The 14,069-nt window shown below is 65.3% G+C and carries 10 protein-coding genes; 1 reads left to right on the top strand and 9 read right to left on the bottom strand.

Annotated elements, in window-relative coordinates; all coding sequences use genetic code 11:
* Positions 1-91: 91 nt before the first annotated feature.
* Complete coding sequence (locus H7B90_RS16935; RefSeq protein WP_185137069.1) at positions 92-1,960, top strand: Rqc2 family fibronectin-binding protein; 1,869 nt, start codon at positions 92-94, stop codon at positions 1,958-1,960.
* A gap of 81 nt (positions 1,961-2,041) precedes the next feature.
* Here the strand turns inward: H7B90_RS16935 and H7B90_RS16930 are convergent, their stop codons facing one another.
* The 9 genes from H7B90_RS16930 to H7B90_RS16890 all read right to left on the bottom strand — a co-directional run bounded on the left by H7B90_RS16930 (position 2,042) and on the right by H7B90_RS16890 (position 13,885).
* A complete protein-coding gene (locus tag H7B90_RS16930; RefSeq protein ID WP_185137068.1) occupies positions 2,042-2,890 on the bottom strand; it encodes a PHP domain-containing protein in 849 nt (282 codons plus the stop codon).
* Complete coding sequence (locus H7B90_RS16925) at positions 2,877-3,785, bottom strand: LysR substrate-binding domain-containing protein (protein WP_185137067.1); 909 nt, start codon at positions 3,783-3,785, stop codon at positions 2,877-2,879. The genes H7B90_RS16930 and H7B90_RS16925 overlap by 14 nt, the downstream gene beginning before the upstream one ends.
* 354 nt (positions 3,786-4,139) lie before the next feature.
* Complete coding sequence (locus tag H7B90_RS16920; protein ID WP_185137066.1) at positions 4,140-4,577, bottom strand: hypothetical protein; 438 nt, start codon at positions 4,575-4,577, stop codon at positions 4,140-4,142.
* 107 nt (positions 4,578-4,684) lie between these two features.
* Positions 4,685-8,095, bottom strand: coding sequence for a response regulator (locus tag H7B90_RS16915; RefSeq protein WP_185137065.1), 3,411 nt, complete (start codon positions 8,093-8,095; stop codon positions 4,685-4,687).
* Positions 8,096-8,261: 166 nt separating this feature from the next.
* Complete coding sequence (locus H7B90_RS16910; RefSeq protein ID WP_185137064.1) at positions 8,262-8,966, bottom strand: response regulator transcription factor; 705 nt, start codon at positions 8,964-8,966, stop codon at positions 8,262-8,264.
* Between the two features lie 269 nt (positions 8,967-9,235).
* Positions 9,236-9,508, bottom strand: coding sequence for a YlbG family protein (locus tag H7B90_RS16905; protein WP_246578416.1), 273 nt, complete (start codon positions 9,506-9,508; stop codon positions 9,236-9,238).
* A gap of 56 nt (positions 9,509-9,564) precedes the next feature.
* The gene (locus H7B90_RS16900) at positions 9,565-10,053 is read right to left on the bottom strand and encodes a YlbF/YmcA family competence regulator (RefSeq protein ID WP_246578415.1); all 489 of its coding nucleotides are present in this window, start codon (positions 10,051-10,053) and stop codon (positions 9,565-9,567) included.
* Positions 10,054-10,121: 68 nt separating this feature from the next.
* Positions 10,122-12,182 (bottom strand): helicase-associated domain-containing protein, encoded by a 2,061-nt coding sequence (locus tag H7B90_RS33435; RefSeq protein ID WP_185137063.1) that lies wholly within the window; start codon positions 12,180-12,182, stop codon positions 10,122-10,124.
* A complete protein-coding gene (locus tag H7B90_RS16890) occupies positions 12,179-13,885 on the bottom strand; it encodes a DNA repair helicase XPB (RefSeq protein WP_185137062.1) in 1,707 nt (568 codons plus the stop codon). Before H7B90_RS16890 ends, H7B90_RS33435 begins: the two co-directional genes overlap by 4 nt.
* Positions 13,886-14,069 lie beyond the last annotated feature (184 nt).

Here is a 14,069-nt window from a genome sequence, read left to right as displayed (position 1 = left end):
CGGCCGGCCCTTTCCCTTTGACGGCAACTGTGGCATCATAGGAGAACGGAAATCGTTCCGAATTTCGCCTATTACCGGGAGTAACCACAAGATGTCGCTGGACGGAATCGTAACCCGCGCGCTCGTTCATGAGCTTCAAGCTCTGAAGGGCGCCCGCATTCATAAAATTTATCAGCCGACGGAGAACGAGATCGTTCTTCACGTACGGGGCCAGGGGTTCGGCCGGAAGCTGCTGCTGTCGGCCCATCCTTCGCTGCCCCGCATTCACTATACGGAGCAGCCGTGGACCAATCCGATGGAGCCTCCGATGTTCTGTATGCTGCTGCGCAAGCATTGCGAGGGCGGCATCATCGAGGAGATCCGCCAGGACGGCATGGAGCGGATCGTCTGGATCGACATTCGGCACCGCGACGAGCTCGGGGACTTGTCGATCAAGCGGCTCGCGCTCGAGATCATGGGGCGGCACAGCAACCTGATCCTGCTCGATCCGGCGTCCGGCACGATCCTGGACAGCATCCGCCACGTCACGCCGGCCATCAGCAGCTATCGCGTCGTCATGCCGGGGACGGCCTACGTGCCGCCTCCGCCGCAGGGCAAGTCGAATCCGCTGGACGTCGTCGGGGAAGCGGCGTTCGCCGCGGAGCTGGAGAAGGCGCTGCAGGGCTCAGGAGGCAGAGCGGAGCGGAAAGGTAACGGCAGCGGGGACCGCGACGGAGGAGTCGCAGGAAGCGGTGGCGGCGCCGGAAGCGGTGGCGAAGGCGGTGAAGGCGGCGGCAGGACGGACCTCTCGCCTAAGGAGCTGGCCGGCGCGCTCGTCGGCGCGTTCTCGGGAGTCAGCCCGCTGCTGGCCAAGGAGATCGTCCATCGGGCGGGCGGCGAGGCGGCTTCCCTGTGGCCGGCGTTCCGCGGTCTAATGGCCGAATTCGCCGGCCACCGCTACGAGCCGACCATGATCGAGACGCCGGACGGGCGGACTTCCTTCTCGGCGGTGCGGCTCACCCATCTGCAAGGGACCGAGCGCTCGTTCGGGACGATGAACGAGTGCCTGGACGTCTATTACGGGGACAAGGCGGAGAGGGATCTCGTCCGGCAGCGGACGACCGATCTGGCGCGCCTGCTCGCGAACGAGACGGCGAAGAACGAGAAGAAGCTGGAGAAGCTGCGCGAGACGCTGCTCGAGGCCGACGAGGCGGACCGCTTCCGGCGGCTCGGCGAGCTGCTGACGGCTCACCTGCATCAGGTGAAGCGGGGCGACGCCTCGGCCGAGGTCGTCGATTATTACGAGGAAGAGCAGCCGACGGTCGCGATCCCGCTCGACCCGCTGCTGACGCCGACGGAGAACGCGCAGAAGTACTTCCGCAAGTACAACAAGCTCAAGAACAGCCGAGCGGTCGTCACCGAGCAGATCGAAGGCGCCGAAGAGGAGATCCGCTACCTGGAGTCGGTGCTGCAGGGGCTCGAGACGGCGACTCCGGCCGACATCGAGGAGATCCGCGAGGAGCTGACCGAACAGGGTTACATCCGGTTCCGGGGTTCCAGGAAGGGCGCGAACGGGAAGAAGAGAAAGGGCGACCGACCCGCGATTCTCTGCTACACGTCGAGCGAGGGCGTTCCGATCTACGTGGGCAAGAACAATACGCAGAACGATTATGTCACGAACCGGCTCGGCCAGCCGACGGACACGTGGCTGCACACGAAGGACATCCCCGGCTCGCACGTGCTCATCCGCGGCGCCGACTTCGGCGAAGCGACGCTGCACGAGGCCGCCATGATCGCCGCCTACTACAGCAAGGCGAAGGAGTCCAGCGGCGTGCCGGTCGACTACACGCGCATCCGCCTCGTCCGCAAGCCGAGCGGCGCCAAGCCCGGCTTCGTCATCTACGAGGGGCAGAAGACGCTGTACGTCACCCCGGACGAAGCGCTCGTCCGTTCGCTGCCGAGCGCGGTGAAGCAGGTATAAGGGATGGAAAAAGCCTCGCGGCCGGCCGCGAGGCTTTATGGTCTATTCGTCGGCGGCCCGGGCCGCCGGTAGGACGAGCCTTCACCCGCGCGCGCTCCTCCGCCGGAGCTCCGCCAGAACCGAGACGTCCACGGTCCGATTGCCGATCGCGCCGTGATAGATCTTGCCCTTGCGGGCGCCGTGGAAGTCGGAGCCTCCGGTCGCCAGCTTGCCGTGCTTCTCGGCCAGCTCCCGGAAGTACCGCTCCGCCTCGGGACCGTGGTCCGAATGATACGCCTCCAGCCCGTCGGCCCCGTCCAGCAGGAACTTCTCGGCGAGCGCGTCGTTGCGGTACAGGCCGGGATGGGCGACGATCGCCGTCCCTCCGGCCTCGCGGATCCACCCGAACACCTCCAGCGGCGAGATGCGCGGCGGCGGATCGACGTAACCCGGCTTGCCTTTGGCCAAGTAGCGGTCGAACGCCTCCTGGGTCGTCGCGACGACTCCCCGGCGGACGAGCGCTTCCGCGATGTGCGGCCGGCCGATAGTCTCGTCCATGCCCGGCTCGCGGCCGGCCGCCTCGGCGACCTCCGCCATCGTCAGCGGAATGCCCAGCTCGTTCAGCCGCGCGACGATTCCTTCGTTGCGGGCGTCGCGCACGTTCCGCTGGGAGACGAGCCGGCGCAGCAGCGTCGGATCCTCGACGTCGATATAGTAGCCGAGCACGTGGATCTCGGTTCCCTCGTACGAGGTGCTGATCTCCACGCCCGGCACGACTTCGACGCCGCAGCGCCGGCCGGCCTCCTTCGCCTCCGCGATGCCGGCCACCGTGTCGTGGTCGGTGATCGCGATGGCGGCGAGGCCCGCTTCCTTCGCCATCTTGACGTTGTCCGCCGGCCGGTGAACGCCGTCCGACGCCGTCGTATGCGTATGCAAATCAGCTCGATTCATTCGTCAGTCCCCTTAAGTATTCTAGTAGCACGGCGGCATGCAGCGGCAAATCGGACGTCTTCGGCCGCACGGCGTAAAATTGCCGGCGGAAGCGGACCCCTTCGATCCGAACCGGCTTCAGGATGCCGAGAGCCGATTCGTTCTTGATCGACCATACCGACAGGAAGCTGAGGCCGAGCCCGGCTTCGACCGCCGACTTGACCGCTCCGTTGCTGCCGAAGTCGCTGACGATGCGAAGCTGGTCTTCCTTCACCCCGTGCCGCTCCATCTCCTCCACCATGACCTGCCTCGTCCCCGAGCCGCTCTCCCGAAGGACGAGCGGTTCTTTGGCGACCTCGGCTATCGTCACCTCTTCGCGGGAAGCGAACGGGTGGCTCACGGGAACGATCAGGACGAGCTCGTCGTTCATGACGGGCTCGGTGAGAACCCCGGGATCGTCCGTCGGAGCTTCGACCAAGCCGAAGACGAGCCCGTGGTGGGCGATCTCCTCGACGATCTCGCTCGTGTTCATCACCCGCATGCTGACCGAGATGTCGGGGTAACGCTTCAGGAACGGGCCGAGCAGGCGGGGCAGCACGTATTCGCCGATCGTCAGGCTGGCGGCGAACTTCAGCTGGCCCTTCAAGTCTTCCACATATTTGGCCATGACCGCGTCGGTCTCCCGCATCAGCTCGACGGCCTTGCGCGCCTGAGGCAGCAGGCAGCGTCCCGCTTCGGTCAATTCCAGCTTCTTCGTCGACCGAAGCAGAAGCTTGACGCCGAATCTCTCCTCCAGCGCCTGGATTTGCATCGTGACGGCGGGCTGGGTCATGTGCAGCGCCTGCGCCGCCGAAGAGAAGCTGCCCCGGTCCGCGACCGTGTAGAAGATATGGAGCTGGTGAACGTTAAGCGACATCTGTCTTCTTCACGCCTTTCCCGGTCGATAAACTGATTCCCATTATACCATAAGATGGAGACGTTCCCGCGCGGAAAAGCATAACGCCCACGGCCCCCATAATGGGGGAGCCGAATCAGGAATCGTCGGAGCCGGCCGGGCAGCTCCCCGCTCCGGCCGCCGTTCGTCCGTAGCATCCCCCGAATCCGGCTTCTACCGGCGCAGCCCGTTCAATCGTCTTCGGCCTTCATCGTCGTCTGCTGTCCCGGATCTCATTCGGCCTTCCGCCGCCCGTCCCCGCCTTCGCGCCCGATCCCCGCCGCCCCGCCGGCAACGCAAAAAGGCATGCCCTCAAGGCATGCCCGGCGCTTCTTGCTATCTTCTCTTGCGATTGTTCTTGATCAAGGTCATTCTCCTGGAATGGCGCAGCCAGGAATAGTACGTCTTCAAGTCCCTAAGCTCCATCGTCTCGGACATGCGGCCCAGGAAGGTCACGACGATCATCTTGTGCAGCGGATTGCCCAGCAGGTCCACTTCCTTCTCGGAGACCGCGAATTCCGCGACGAAGACGAGATCGTCGTCGATCGTGTACACGTCTTGCTCGTGCCGATAGTAAGAGACGATTCGGCCTTCCTTCAGGCATTGCCACAGATACTGGGCAATATCGGAGTAACCGGTCTTCACGGCCTCGACCCGGTCGGTCCAACGGGCGCGCGCGTGATTGGTGATAATGATGTCGACGATCTTCTTGTCGCCCAAGGCGACATGGAAAGGTTCGTATGTACCCCAACGCTCGGTCTGCTTGTCTTTCACCGGGTTACCCCCTTCCTGAATGTAAGCCTTAAGGACTAGATATCGGGCACAAAAATAGGAAGTTAAGTACATTCTAACCCACGTATTCTCGAAGATTCAACAAAAAATTAAAACCGATCCAAGGTTGGAAGAAAAAGGGCGGACGCTCTGCTCTCCTCGAGCTCGATCGCGGTCAGCAGCTCCTTCAACGCCTTCTCCAGCCGGGTAAACGGAACGATCCATCTCTCGGTCGAGAGCCCGCCGTTCGCGGCCGAGATCGCCGCCTCCAGCGATTCCGCCGCCGCGAATACCGCCCGCGCCGACAGATTGCCCGCGACACCCTTCAGCGTATGGAGAAGCTTGGCCGCCGCATCCCCTTCTCCTCCTTCCAGCTTGCCGCGGAGAACATCGGCGAAGCCGTCGTACTCCTGGCCGAACGTCCGGAGCATGTGCCTGAGAATCGACTCCTTGCCGTTCACCCGGTCGAGCGCGTCCTCCCAATCGATCTGGCGGGCGTGCCGCAGCCACCGGTCGACGACTTCGAACAGGACGTCGGCGCGAATCGGCTTCGTGACGACGTCGTTCATTCCCGCGTTCAAGCATTTGACGCGGTCCTCCATAATGACGTTGGCCGTCATGGCGACGATCGGCAGCTGCCAGCCCGACCGCCGGGCGCGGATCGCGCGGGACGCCTCGATCCCGTCCATCTCGGGCATGTGAAGATCCATCAGAACGAGATCCCAATGGTCCCGGCGGAGCAGCTCCAACGCCTCGCGGCCGTTCGACGCGATGCCGGTCTCGTACCCCCGGCTGTGGAGCAGCTCGCACGCGACCTGTTGATTGATCGTATGATCTTCCGCGAGAAGTATGCGCGGCTTGTCCGGCCGCGAGCTTTTTTTCTTGGCCTTCCGCGGAGCTTCGGGGCTCCCGTGCTCCCGCTCCTGCCGGATGCTCTCGATCAGGTTGCGAAGCGCCCGGCGGTTCACCGGCTTGATCAGCATCCGGTCGGGCCGGGCCGATCCTTCCATGCGGAGCCACTCGCTCTGGCCGTAAGGCGTCGTCATCGCGATCGTCAGCGCCGGCCGAGCCGCTTCCTGCAGCTTCCGCCACGTCTCTTCCCCGTACATGTCGGGCATCTCCATGTTGCAGATGACGAAGTCGAACCTCTTCTCGGCCTCCGGCCCGCCGAGCAGCGCCAAGGCGCTCTTCCACGAATCGGCGAAGACGGCTTCCGCGTTGCAGGAAGCGAGCATCCCGCGCAGCGTGTTCTGCATCAAGCCCGGCCTCTCGATGCACAGTACGGAGGAACGGGGAACGTCCCCCGCGGGAATCGCGGGACGGGGCGCCGCTTCGCCCGTGGCGACGGGGAAGCTGAGCGAGAAGAAGAACCGGCTTCCCTGCCCCGGCTCGCTCTCCGCTTCGAGCCTTCCCCCCATCAGCGACACGAGCTCGTCGGCGATGACGAGGCCGAGGCCGGTTCCGCCGTACTTGCGGCTCGTCGACCCGTCCGCCTGGGAGAACGGCTGGAACAGATGGGCCATCTGCTCCTCGGAGATGCCGATTCCCGTGTCCGCCACCGAGAACTCCAGCTTCACCCGTCCGGCGGAAGCTTCCGGCATCCGGACGCGGAAGTGCACGTGGCCCCGGTTCGTGAACTTGATGGCGTTGTTCGCGAGGTTGAGAAGAATCTGCTCCAGCCGCAGCGGGTCTCCGATCAGACGCTGGGGAAGCGAATCCGGCACGTCGAAGATCATCTCCAGCTGCTTCTTGCTCAGGAAGATGCTCAGCGTGTCCCCGAGCTTCCGGAACAGCTCCTCCGGCTCGAACGCCACCTGCTCCAGCTCGAACTTGCCCGCCTCGATCTTGGAGAAGTCCAGGATGTCGTTGACGATGCCGAGCAGCACCTCGGAGGAGGTGACGATCTTCTGCAGGTAATCCCGCTGCGCTTCGGTCAATTCGGTCCTCTGCAGGAGCTGCGACAAGCCGACGATCCCGTTGATCGGAGTCCGGATCTCGTGGCTCATCCGGGCGAGGAACACGCTTTTGGCCATGTTCGCCTCTTCCGCGCTCTGCTTCGCCCTCGTCAGCTCGGCCTGGATCTCCTTCTGCTTCGTGATGTCCCGGAACAAACCGACGTACCCCGTGACCCTTCCGTGCTTGTCCACGATCTTGCTGACGTTGAGGAACACGGGGATCGGTTCCCTGTTCTTGCGGATATAGATCCGTTCCTCGGAATACGACATCCGGCCCGCGAGCATGGCGCGGAAGTATTCCAGGCCGGGTCGGACCGTCCGGCCGAGCTTGCCGGACAGCCGCTTCGCCTTCGCCTCGAGCTCCTCCATCGAAGAGAAATGCAAGGGCGTCATCTTCCCGACGACTTCATCCGCGGAATAGCCGAGCATCCGCTGCGCCGTGTCGTTGAACTGCGTGATCCGATAATCCCTGTCCGTCACGATGATGCCGTAGTCGTTCTGGTTCGTGACCGCTTGCAGCGGCTCGAACAGATTCCTCAGCTGCTCGACCATGCCGTTCACGGACGACGCGAGCGCTCCAATCTCGTCGTTCATGCCGGGCTTCAACGGCTCGGCGTGGAAGTACCCGGCGGCGACCGCCTCCGTCGTCTTCAGAATCTCGCGGATCCGCTTGAACGGGGGCGTGATCAGCAGCAGGAACAGCACGGCGAGCGCCAGCTCCATCGCCAGGCAGATCGCGATCGTGCGCAGCAGCAGCTGGTGCAGCGGCTTGTACAGCTTGTCCGTCGGCACGACGAGAACGAGGCTCCATTCCGTTCCGGGGACGGCGGACGCGAACAATCGGCTTCCTTCCCTGGCGATCGTCGTCTCCTTGCGGCTCGCGAGGGCCCGGACGATCGTCCGGTTGTCCTCCGGGGTCAGCCGGGTCGCCGTGTAAGTCGAATAGAGAGCGTTGCCGGTCCGGTCCAGCAAGGCGAATTCGTTCGGAACCCGTTCGTTCTCGGAGAGCCTCAGAACCGTCTGCGACAAGCTGCCGCCGATCTGGCCGATCGGAACCGAAGCGACGAGCACGCCGGAGACGAGCCGGGTCCGGTCGTATACGGGAAGGAGGATGTACGCCGAGTCTTCGTCCGGGAAGGCCTCCAGCTGATAAGCGTGCCGGATGACGCTCGCGCCCTGAAGCGCCGACGCGAAGGCGGGTTCGTTCCGGATGCTCGCGGCGGTTCCGTTCGTCATCCGAAGGCGCCCTTCCCGGTCGCTGAAGCCGAGCGCGCGGAAGGTCCCCTGCAGCAGCCATTCCTGCTGCAGGGCGGTCATGAATCTCTCCTCCGAGCCTCTCTCGAACGGAATCCGGTCTCGAAGCGACGCCGCCTGGCGGATCAGATCGTCCACCCGCACCGCGACGGAATCGGAGCCCGTCCGCACCGACAGGCTCGCGTTGTCGAGCAAGGAAGCTTTGATCGTCGACTGCGCCGACCGGTAATAGATCAAGCCGCAGACGACCAGCGTGAAGCCGGTCGTTAGTAGAAGCAGAAGCCAGGTCCGCAGGCGCAGCGATTGGAACAACCGTCTCTCTCCTCTCCGCGATGCAATTCCCTTTAAGCCCGATTCGCCCCGGCAATGACAAAAACCTCCTTCGCGCCCAAAAAATCCGTTCGGATTCCGGCAGGAAGGAGATTCGATGAAGCCGCCGTCCGTCCCGTCCTCCGCGGGCGGCGGATGCGCGGCGGCGTTATTCCAGCGCGAGCTTGTAGCCGACTCCCCATACCGTCTTGATGTACTGGGGCTCCTTCGGGTTCTTCTCCAGCTTCTTGCGCAGATTGGTAATGTGGACGTCGATGGCGCGGTCGTTGACGTACGAATCGATGCCGCGAAGCGTATTGATCAGCTCGTCCCGCGTGAACACCCGTCCGGGGAATTCGAACAGCAGCTTGATCAGCTCGAATTCGGAGAACGTCGTCTCCACCGGCTGGCCGTCCACCGTCACCGTTCTCTTCTGCAGGTCCAGTCCGATTCCGTGCGCGGCGTCCGGATCGGCGGCCGCCGCGGCCGTCTCGGCGGGGGCGGCGAGCGAAGGCTTGTACCGGCGCACGGCGGCCCCGATCCTCGCCTTGAGCTCCTGCATGCTGAACGGCTTGCACATATAATCGTCCGCGCCGGCGTTAAGGGCGCGGACGCGTTCGTTCACCTTCGTGTTCATGGAGATGACGATGATCGGCGTATCGAATCGCCGGCGCACGGTCTCGCACAGATCGATTCCGTCCATGTCCGGCAGCATGAGGTCCAGCAGGATCACGTCGGGCCCGAAGGCGTCGACCGCTTCGAGGCCGTCGCGTCCGGTCTCCACCCTGCGCACGGAGAACTCTTCGTCGGTCAAGTACATGGAGATCATCTCTCCGATGATCTTCTCATCTTCGATGACGAGAATCTTGGTCAATGTAGGCGCACCTCGAATCGAAGCGAATTGTTTTGATTCTTAAAAATGCGTTAACATTTTACCTGAAGCTCATTATAATTGGATCGGAAAATGATGTCTATATTGCGCTTTCTATGTATATATCGGTCGAATGTCGCGAAATTGTTAAAGAAATATGAAGAAAAAATTCGTTCAAGCCGCGTTCGGAGAGCCCGTCGGACCGGGCGCGCGGACAAAAAAATTCCCTTCCCGCCGATGGGGAAGGGAGTCGAACAAGCGGCCGGTCCCGATTACAATCCGTAAAACCGGGTCTTGTCCGGAACGTTGCGCTCGTATTCCGTCTTGATCTCGTTGCGATATGAACGCTCGATCTTCTTGACGTAAGGAAGCCGCTGAAGATGGCGAAGCGTCTCTTCGGAAGCGCTGGCGTCGACGTACAGCACCGCGTAATGCATCTTGCGCGAGAGGTAATGCAGCGTTCCGTATTTATCGAGCCCTCTCGCGGCCTTCCAATCGCTGTACCAGACGATGTAACCGGTCCGTTCGCCGAACTTGCCGGCGATCGTATTGTCTTGCTCCGCGGGAGCTTCGGCGCCTGCCGGCTCCACCACTTCATCCATCATCCGCATCCTCCTCCGCCGCAAGAACAGCTGCCTCCGCTGCCGCAGCCCTTCGGATTCGGATTGTTGTCCGGAACCTTGATGCTGTCGGACACCGCGCGGGCGATCACGAGAGACACCTCGTGCAGCAGGAGGTCGACGGCTTGCTCGGCTTCCTTGTACTGCTTGACCGGTCCGATCGCTTCCAGCCGGGCTTCCAGTTCGTACACCCGGTCGAGCGCTTCGTTGTAATCGGGATGGAACCGGCCGAACCGTTCGCATTCCGCGAACCGTTCCTTGGCCTTGGCGAAGTCGCGGGCCAAGGCGTGGACGTCGGCGTCGCGACTCACCTTGTCCTTGTAATAAACGTATTCCGCGGCCAGCGCGGATTGCTTGATCATCTCTCCCAGCTCGTAGGCGCGGGACAGCAGCGTCGCGAAGTCGGCGGGCTCATCTTCCGACGCGCGGCTCGGCACCGCTGCCTCGGGCTGGTTCTCGGTAACTCCGATCAACGGGTTCACCCCACCTTTCGGCTAGTGTGCTCCCCAATATCATACCACAAACGTCGACCGTGCGGTCAATGATTTGTCCAAGTCCCGTCCGGCCCCGGCCCGGAGGGCGCCGGAAGCTCGATCATCATCTCCGCGAAGAGGTCGGCGGACCACTCTTGGCGCGGGAAGCGGACCGGCCCGGTCTCCCCGTCGGGCCGGATCCAGCCGGTCGCCGCCCAGCCCCGTTCGGTCGGCGTCACCTTCTCCGGAACGAAGCGGACCCAATCGTTCTCCCGCCGAAGCTTCAGCCCGGTCCGCCAGGCGATGGCCCGCTCCACCAGCTCGCGCCGGGTCGAGACGTGGTAGCTTCTCGGCTCCTTCAGCCAAGCGGCGGGAACGTCCCCGAGTCCCGGGAACAGCTCCTCTTCCTTCGGCGGCGAGCGATCCTCCTCGTAGAAGGACGAAGCGGGCCGCCGCTGCACCCAGCCCGGGTCGGCCGGCCTTCCCCCGCGTTCCGGAGAACCTCCGTCCGGGACGCCGGGTTCGGCCCTGTCTTTGGCCTCCGGCTTGCCGCCCGCCGTCCGCGCGCCGGCCGCGGGGACGGCCGCGGCGGGATAGCCGAGCTCGCCGAGACGCCGGACCAGCGCTTCCGCGCAGCCGGGCCTGACGACGAAGACGCGCTCCGAGAGCCGCTCCTCCAGCAGGCCCGACGCCGTCTCGTCCCGCGCGACGAGCTGGGCCGCCTCCTCGTCGGCGAGCCGCAGCAGCGTCGCTTCCGCGACCGAAGCCTTGCCGAGCCGCGAGAACCAGTCCGCCAAGGCGCGCCTCGCCGGCTCGGGAAGCGGGCTGCCCGACTCTTGCGCGAGCCAATCGGCTAGCGAAGAGAACGTCCAGCCGGCTTCGCTCGCCCGGCGGCACGATTCGCGGGTCAGCCGGTACGCGAAGACGACATCGGCGGCCGTCCGCTCGGCGACGCCCTCGAGTATCCACCGCGCGTCGAAGCCCGCTTCCGGCGGCACGAGAATTTCGAGATCGGGCTGAACGTAGATCGTGCCTTCGCCGGGAGCCGCCTCCGCGGCCGCGCTTCCTCTTCGAAGGCCCGGAGGCCTGGGATCGATCGTCCAGCGCAGCATTCTCTCTCCCGCTCCCGGCGGATCCGATACGACGGCTCTCTCCAGCCAGCCGCAGGCCGCCATCAGGCCGAGCCATCTCTCCCAGGCTTCGTCTTCGCCTTCCGCGGCCGAATCCGCGCTCCCGCGAACCTCGCTCTCCTTGTACCAGAGGCCAGGCGTCAAGCCGCGCAGCGCCGTCGCGGCTCTATGCAGCTTCGCGTCCCGCCCCGCGTACCGCAGCGTCGCAAGCTCCAGCAGCCCGGCGTCGACCTCGGGACGGGTCTTGCCCGCCCAGGCCGCGGGCGGCCGGTCGGACACCACGATACGCCCCGGCTCCCTCGCGAGCGCCCCGACGCAGAGGCCGATATCGAGCGCGAGCGCGACGTTCGGCGGCGCCGGCTGCTCGCGCGCGGTCACAATGCCGGAGGACTCGACCTCCTCGCCCGTCAGCCGCATGGCGGACACGAGCTTGTCGGCCCGCGCCTTATGGGGAACCCCCTTCGCCGTCAGCGGGAAGCCGTGGCGCCTCATGGCCGACCAGACCGTCAGCAGCTCCAGCGACAAGGGGAGGCGGGAGCCGGCCGAGAGAGGCTCCGCGTCCGCCTCCCCTTCGAACGGCAGCGGCTTCGCTCCCGGAGGGTCCAGCGTCAGCTGCCAGATTCCGGCCTTCTCGGCGGGCACGTAGAGCAGCCGGTCTCCCCACGCCTTCCGGACGGCCAGCAGAACGCCGTCCCGGCGCATCCGGGCCAGCGCTACCCGGATCTCCGCCCCGGTCCAGGCTTCGTCGGCCGCGAAGCCGAGCTCGGCTTCGTCCTCGCCGAACGGGAGTCCCGCGTATCTTCGGACAATCCACCGAAGCAGCCTTCGCTCGAGCCGGCTCGCCCCGCCGGCCCAATAACGGCACGCGGCGGCCTCGTCCAGTTCGATCTCGAGCGTCCCGTCCTCCGCCGGCTTCGCCCGAAGCTCGGCCGCCGGCCCCGAACCCGCCTCATACTCCGGCAGACTGCCGGAAGTTCCCGCACGCTCCCTCTTCACGCTTCCGCCCCTCCGATCGGCGAAGCCTCCGGCTCGAACCGGTCGACCTCGTACGGATAGCCTTGCTCCAGCAGGAACCGCTGCCGCTTGCGGGCGAATTCGACTTCGTCCGTCCCTTCGCTGACAAGCGAATAGAAGTACGCTTGCGAGCCGTCGCGCTTCGGCCGCAGAATGCGGCCCAGCCGCTGGGCCTCCTCCTGCCTCGAGCCGTAGCTGCCCGAGATCTGGATGGCGACCGAGGCGTCCGGAAGATCCACCGCGAAGTTGGCCACCTTCGAGACCGCCAGGACGCCGAGCTCTCCCCGGTTGAACCGGTCGTACAGCCGCTGCCGGTCCGCCTGGGGCATCGTGCCGGTTATGACGGGCAGATCGAGCCGCTTGGCGAGGAAGCGGAGCTGGTCCAGATAATGCCCGATGATCAGCGTCTGCTGCTTCCGGTGCCGCTCGAGAAGCCGTTCGACCGCTTCGAGCTTCCGCGGATTCTCGCCCGCGATCCGCTGCCGGGAGCGCTTCGGCGCGGATTGATAGAGAGAAGCCGACTCCTCGGCGAGCGGAACGCGGACTTCCCGGCACGAGGCCTTGGCGATCCAGCCCTCCTTCTCCAGGTTCAGCCAAGGCGCGTCGTACTTCTTCGGGCCGATGAGGGCGAACACGTCGTTCTCGCGGCCGTCCTCGCGGACGAGCGTCGCCGTCAGGCCGAGCCTCCTCGTCGCCTGAAGGTCGGCGGTCATGCGGAAGACGGGCGCGGGCAGCAGATGAACCTCGTCGTAGACGATCAGCCCCCAGTTCCGGTCGACGAACAGCTTCCAGTGCGGGTAAGCGCCGTCCTTCGATTTGCGGTGGGTCAGTATCTGATAGGTCGCCACCGTGACCGGCCGCACCTCCTTCCTGTCCCCCGTATAGACGCCGACGTCCCGCTCGCTCAGCGTCGTATGCCGCAGCAGCTCCCGGATCCACTGGGAGACGGAAGTGGCGTTCGGCGTCAAAATCAACGTCTCGCAGCGCAGCCGGGCCAGCGCCCCCATCCCGACCCACGTCTTGCCCGCCCCGCAGGGCAGGACGACGACCCCGCTTCCTTCGCCGCGGACGTCTCCGCGCTCCGGAGCGAACGCTTCTACCGCTTCGGCCTGGTAGTCGCGAAGGGCGACGGCTTCGCCGGCCTCGGTCGTCCGCCGCAGTTCGACGGCGAGCGCTTCCCCCGCCCGGTAGCCCGCTTCGTCGACGACGGGATAGCCCCGCGCCGCCAGCTCGCGCTTGACCCAGCCCCGGGCCTCCGGCCTCACGCGCACGCTCGCGGCGAGCGGCGGTTCGAGCCAGCATGGCCGCAGGGCTTGAACCGCCGCGATCTCGCGCAGCAGCCCCGGGTCGTCCGAGCGGAGGACGAGCCCTTCCTCCTGAACGAGCCGAAGCTTGCCGTACCGGTCCATCGAACGCCGGATCTCGCCTTCCAGGGCGGCCGGCACGCCGTAGCGCGCCAGCGACCTCAGCTTCCGCAGGACGCCGTCGGCCGTCCAGCCGGCCGCGGCCGCGTTCCAGAGCGTGACCGGGGTGACGCGGTAGGTATGCCATTCTCCCGGCCGCTTCCGCAGCTCCGCGACTTCCCGCAGGACGTCCCGGGCCTCCTCGTACCGCGGATGACGCTCGCTGAGCAGCATCGTGCCGTCGGATTGGATCAGCAGCGGCTGCGAATGAACGATGCTCATGGGATCTTCCTTCTCCTTCCGGCGCGCCGCCGCGGCCTTCCGGGCCGGCTCGGGCCCGGCCGATCGGGAGCGGCGCTTGAAGAATATCGCTATCTGGTCCCATGATGTCCAATTCGCCGCCCGTTCAGCCGCCCGCCGCCCGAACGGCGAAGAAGCCCGGCTCCGCCGCTGGCGGAACCGGGCT

This window comes from Cohnella xylanilytica (assembly GCF_014212175.1).
GTDB classification, from domain to species: domain Bacteria; phylum Bacillota; class Bacilli; order Paenibacillales; family Paenibacillaceae; genus Cohnella; species Cohnella xylanilytica.
Note: the sequence above shows the minus strand (reverse complement) of the source record. Positions and strands in the feature narration are given on the sequence as shown.